1 rRNA gene is annotated in these 3,024 nt (G+C 53.5%); it reads left to right on the forward strand.

Features of this window, described 5'->3' with window-relative positions:
- Positions 1 to 105: 105 nt before the first annotated feature.
- Positions 106 to 3,023 (forward strand): 23S ribosomal RNA (locus ACTWPM_RS20570).
- Position 3,024: the final 1 nt, after the last annotated feature.

Genomic DNA, 3,024 nt, shown 5'->3' on the forward strand with positions numbered 1-3,024 from the left:
TGTGAACCTTGAAAACTGGATAAGGAATCAATAGCGTTTAATACGCTAGTGATGACAAGACATTCAACAGAAACATCGAACGAAACAACGTCTTTTCACGACGATAGTTAAGTGAATAAGGGCGCACGGTGGATGCCTTGGTACTAGGAGCCGATGAAGGACGGGACTAACACCGATATGCTCCGGCGAGCCGTAAGTAGGCTTTGACCCGGAGATTTCCGAATGGGGGAACCCGCTGTTCGTAATGGGACAGCATCCGATACTGAATACATAGGTATCGGACGGCACACCCGGGGAACTGAAACATCTCAGTACCCGGAGGAAGAGAAAGCAAATGCGATTTCCCAAGTAGCGGCGAGCGAAACGGAAACAGCCCAAACCAGAAAGCTTGCTTTCTGGGGTTGTAGGACACTCCTTTGGAGTTATCAAGAAGGAAGGTAGATGAATCGGCCTGGAACGGTCAGCCATAGCAGGTAACAGCCCTGTAGTCGAAACCTTTCTTCCTCCGGAGTGGATCCTGAGTACGGCGGAACACGAGGAATTCCGTCGGAATCCGGGAGGACCATCTCCCAAGGCTAAATACTCCCTAGTAACCGATAGTGAACCAGTACCGTGAGGGAAAGGTGAAAAGCACCCCGGAAGGGGAGTGAAAGAGAACCTGAAACCGTGTGCCTACAAGTAGTCGGAGCCCGTTAATGGGTGACGGCGTGCCTCTTGTAGAATGAACCGGCGAGTTACGACCGTATGCGAGGTTAAGCAAAAGAAGCGGAGCCGCAGCGAAAGCGAGTCTGAATAGGGCGCGTGAGTATGCGGTCGTAGACCCGAAACCGTGTGATCTACCCATGTCCAGGATGAAGGTCAGGTAACACTGACTGGAGGTCCGAACCCACGTAAGTTGAAAATTACGGGGATGAGGTGTGGGTAGGGGTGAAATGCCAATCGAACACGGAGATAGCTGGTTCTCTCCGAAATAGCTTTAGGGCTAGCCTCAGAATAGAAAGTCATGGAGGTAGAGCACTGATTGGACGAGGGGCCCCTATCGGGTTACCGAATTCAGTCAAACTCCGAATGCCATAGACTTTGTTCTGGGAGTCAGACCGTGGGTGATAAGGTTCACGGTCGAAAGGGAAACAGCCCAGACCGCCAGCTAAGGTCCCTAAGTGTGTGTTAAGTGGAAAAGGATGTGGAGTTGCTTAGACAACCAGGATGTTGGCTTAGAAGCAGCCATCATTGAAAGAGTGCGTAATAGCTCACTGGTCGAGTGACTCTGCGCCGAAAATATACCGGGGCTAAACACACCACCGAAGCTGCGGATTGATCTTACGATCAGTGGTAGGAGAGCGTTCTAAGGGCCGTGAAGTCAGACCGTAAGGACTGGTGGAGCGCTTAGAAGTGAGAATGCCGGTATGAGTAGCGAAAAAAGAGTGAGAATCTCTTTCACCGAAAGCCTAAGGGTTCCTGAGGAAGGCTCGTCCTCTCAGGGTTAGTCGGGACCTAAGCCGAGGCCGAAAGGCGTAGGCGATGGACAACAGGTTGATATTCCTGTACCACCTCCTTTCCGTTTGAACGACGGGGGGACGCAGGAGGATAAGGAGAGCGCGCCATTGGATGAGCGCGTCCAAGCAGTGAGACGGTCGGATAGGCAAATCCGTCCGGCAACGTCAAGCTGTGATGGGGAGGGAACTAAAGTACCGAAGCTCCTGAGTTCACACTGCCAAGAAAATCCTCTAGTGAGGAAAGAGGTGCCCGTACCGCAAACCAACACAGGTAGGCGAGGAGAGGATCCTAAGGTGAGCGGGAGAACTCTCGTTAAGGAACTCGGCAAAATGACCCCGTAACTTCGGGAGAAGGGGTGCTCCTCTGCCGAGGAGCCGCAGTGAAAAGGCCCAAGCGACTGTTTACCAAAAACACAGGTCTCTGCAAAGCCGTAAGGCGAAGTATAGGGGCTGACACCTGCCCGGTGCTGGAAGGTTAAGGGGATGCGTTAGCCGTAAGGCGAAGCGTTGAACCGAAGCCCCAGTAAACGGCGGCCGTAACTATAACGGTCCTAAGGTAGCGAAATTCCTTGTCGGGTAAGTTCCGACCCGCACGAAAGGTGCAACGACTTGGGCACTGTCTCAACGAGAGACCCGGTGAAATTATACGATGCGTGAAGATGCGCATTACCCGCGACAGGACGGAAAGACCCCGTGGAGCTTTACTGTAGCCTGATATTGAATGTTGGTACAGCTTGTACAGGATAGGTAGGAGCCTTAGAAGCCGGAGCGCTAGCTTCGGTGGAGGCGCTGGTGGGATACTACCCTGGCTGTACGGACATTCTAACCCAGGACCGTAATCCGGTCCGGAGACAGTGTCAGGTGGGCAGTTTGACTGGGGCGGTCGCCTCCCAAAGAGTAACGGAGGCGCCCAAAGGTTCCCTCAGAATGGTTGGAAATCATTCGCAGAGTGTAAAGGCACAAGGGAGCTTGACTGCGAGACCTACAAGTCGAGCAGGGACGAAAGTCGGGCTTAGTGATCCGGCGGTACCGCATGGAAGGGCCGTCGCTCAACGGATAAAAGCTACCCCGGGGATAACAGGCTTATCTCCCCCAAGAGTCCACATCGACGGGGAGGTTTGGCACCTCGATGTCGGCTCATCGCATCCTGGGGCTGTAGTCGGTCCCAAGGGTTGGGCTGTTCGCCCATTAAAGCGGTACGCGAGCTGGGTTCAGAACGTCGTGAGACAGTTCGGTCCCTATCCGTCGTGGGCGTTGGAAATTTGAAAGGAGCTGTCCTTAGTACGAGAGGACCGGGATGGACACACCGCTGGTGTACCAGTTGTTCCGCCAGGAGCATCGCTGGGTAGCTACGTGTGGACGGGATAAGTGCTGAAAGCATCTAAGCATGAAGCCCCCCTTGAGATGAGATTTCCCCTTACGCCAAGTAAGTAAGATCCCTCAGAGACGATGAGGTTGATAGGTCCGAGGTGGAAGCGTGGTGACACGTGGAGCTGACGGATACTAATGGATCGATGACTTATCTATC

This window comes from Halobacillus sp. K22, from assembly GCF_052246795.1.
Lineage (GTDB): Bacteria > Bacillota > Bacilli > Bacillales > Halobacillaceae > Halobacillus.